The 2132-nt window shown below is 34.0% G+C and carries 2 protein-coding genes; both read right to left on the reverse strand.

The features are described 5' to 3' along the window. Positions 1-115 precede the first annotated feature (115 nt). Positions 116-730 (reverse strand): HNH endonuclease, encoded by a 615-nt coding sequence (locus ACOVQ4_RS00600; RefSeq protein ID WP_421818738.1) that lies wholly within the window; start codon positions 728-730, stop codon positions 116-118. A 5-nt stretch (positions 731-735) separates the two neighbouring features. Continuing rightward, positions 736-2001, reverse strand: coding sequence for an AAA family ATPase (locus tag ACOVQ4_RS00605; protein WP_421818739.1), 1266 nt, complete (start codon positions 1999-2001; stop codon positions 736-738). Between the last annotated feature and the right edge of the window lie 131 nt (positions 2002-2132).

A 2132-nucleotide genomic window follows, 5' to 3' on the forward strand; every position in this document is an offset into this window, starting at 1 on the left:
ATAAACACACCAAGAACAAGAGCTTTTTTAAATTCAGATATACTCAGATGATTCAAAAATAAAAGAAACTATACAATTGAGTGTAGGCTATTGTAACGAATAGTCCTCTATTTTGCTATTCAAACATAAATCTATGAGTTTTATCGTTAAGTGGGAAATCAGGCCTATCTGCAAAACCCTCATAAGATAAACGTCGACTTTCCTTCATAGCTGGATGATTAAAGTTCATTATTCTTAAGGTTGCTTCTGCTCGTTGTGCCTCCTCGCCTGTTAAACTCCACAATATTTTTATTTCATGAGTAGTAAAATCATAATAGAAGTAATGATAAAAATCGTAGCCTGATTCGTCGGGTCGAAGGAGCTTTTCGTCATAACTTGTACCTTTTTCTTTTTGGCAATGAGCACATGCAATGTACAAATTCTCCCATTTACAAACTTCCAGAGGATATTTTGACTTTGGTTTAAAGTGGTCTATTGTATTGTCAGCACTCATAAGCGGATACGCGTCACAATAAGAACAGTGAGCGTCCGTTTGCAGCATCAATAAAGGCATCAAAAGATGATTGAGTGGCCTTTTCTGATACTGAGGCCAAGCGAACTCAAATGATTTATTGATTGCTCTTCGTTCTGCATATCTTTCTCCATATACTTGCCATCTAGGCTTAGTAACAGTTGCAGAAAAATTCTTTAATAAAAATGTAGGGCCATTTACTCTCAGAAATTTACGCATAAGTGTTAGAAGACTTCTTTCTTTATAATTCGTTGTAGTTGATTTATTTCACTTCCTAATAAGTGTGACAGCTCGGTACTCTGACTCGCTAAATGGTTTGTCAAATTTTTAAACTCCTGAATATCAAAGGACTCCCCTTTCAATATTCTATCTCGTATCTCTCTAAACTTTTGAAGGTCTTCTTCAACCGAAACACCATATTGTTGTTTTACATCAAAAACCTCATCCAAAATACGTCTAACACTTTTTGCATCTTCTGATAAAGTTGTTTCTTCTAAGGTTACAGATGTCCCAATTTTTTTAAACTTATATATCCATGCTCCATCTACCGACCCCACGACGAATGGTGAATGTGTAGAAATAAATATTTGAGCATTTTTAAAAAGCTTTTGAATCACTGGCAATATTTTACGTTGCCAAGCTGGATGTAAATGCACCTCTATTTCATCGAGCAATAAAACGAAGCTTCTATCAAAAATATCCAAATCATCTGCCCATTGCATTTGGCTCATTCGCATAATCAAATCACCAACCCAAGACACAATGCTTTTGACTCCATCTGGCAAGGTATCTAATCCCATGCGTTGCTCATTCTGAACTAAATTGAGGTGCATGGTCTCAGGATTTAGATAAAAACCAAAGTTTTGACCTGTGATTTGAAATAATACCTCTTCTATGATTGATATGTATCGTCTAAACTCCAAAGATTTATCTATCTCATTGGTTGTTTTTAAAAGAGCCTCTTTTATCAAAATTGAACCTACCCAGTTTGAAAGTTTTTCTGTGTTGATAGATTTGTCAAAATCTAGTGCATTTTCTAAAGCTATATTTGAATGCGTTGGCTTATATTTTGTATCTACTTCAGTACTTTTTTGAGTTCTTCTATAACCCGAATAGGCAAATAATGCAAATTCAAATCCATCAAAATAGGTCTGTCTATTATTAAAATAACTACTTACTGAATTCTCTATTTGATTAAATGAAAAGGTATTTTCTCGAAAGTCAACTCTTGAAGATTGTATTTTGAAAAAACTATTTTTAAACTTATGAAATTTAGCATAAATAGGATTACTCTCTATATCCTCAAGTGCTTGTTGTTTTCCCAACTCCGCTAGCATTTCCAATATTGTAGTTTTCCCTGTTCCATTCTCCCCCGTAAGAATATGTATTTCGGCCAGTCCTGTATTTTTTTTCTCAGGAAAATCTATTTTTAAATGATTAAAAACGCCAACTTGACTTATTTCTAAACTTTCTATCCTAAAGTTTTCCATAGATTCAAAATATATTTTAGTCAACAATATAGCTAATAGTTCAAACTTGGGCAAATATACCAATGTGTTGGGCTATTAAAAACAAAGTAGCCGTCAAACAAAGTTCGACGGCTAAATTCACAGGCGCAAGG

It is taken from the genome of Flectobacillus sp. (genome assembly GCF_049240685.1).
Taxonomy (GTDB): domain Bacteria; phylum Bacteroidota; class Bacteroidia; order Cytophagales; family Spirosomataceae; genus Flectobacillus.

Bases quoted from the DNA above. Each gene is read 5' to 3' on its own strand.
- ACOVQ4_RS00600 (WP_421818738.1), bottom strand. From the start codon at position 730: ATGCGTAAATTTCTGAGAGTAAATGGCCCTACATTTTTATTAAAGAAT.
- ACOVQ4_RS00605 (WP_421818739.1), bottom strand. From the start codon at position 2,001: ATGGAAAACTTTAGGATAGAAAGTTTAGAAATAAGTCAAGTTGGCGTT.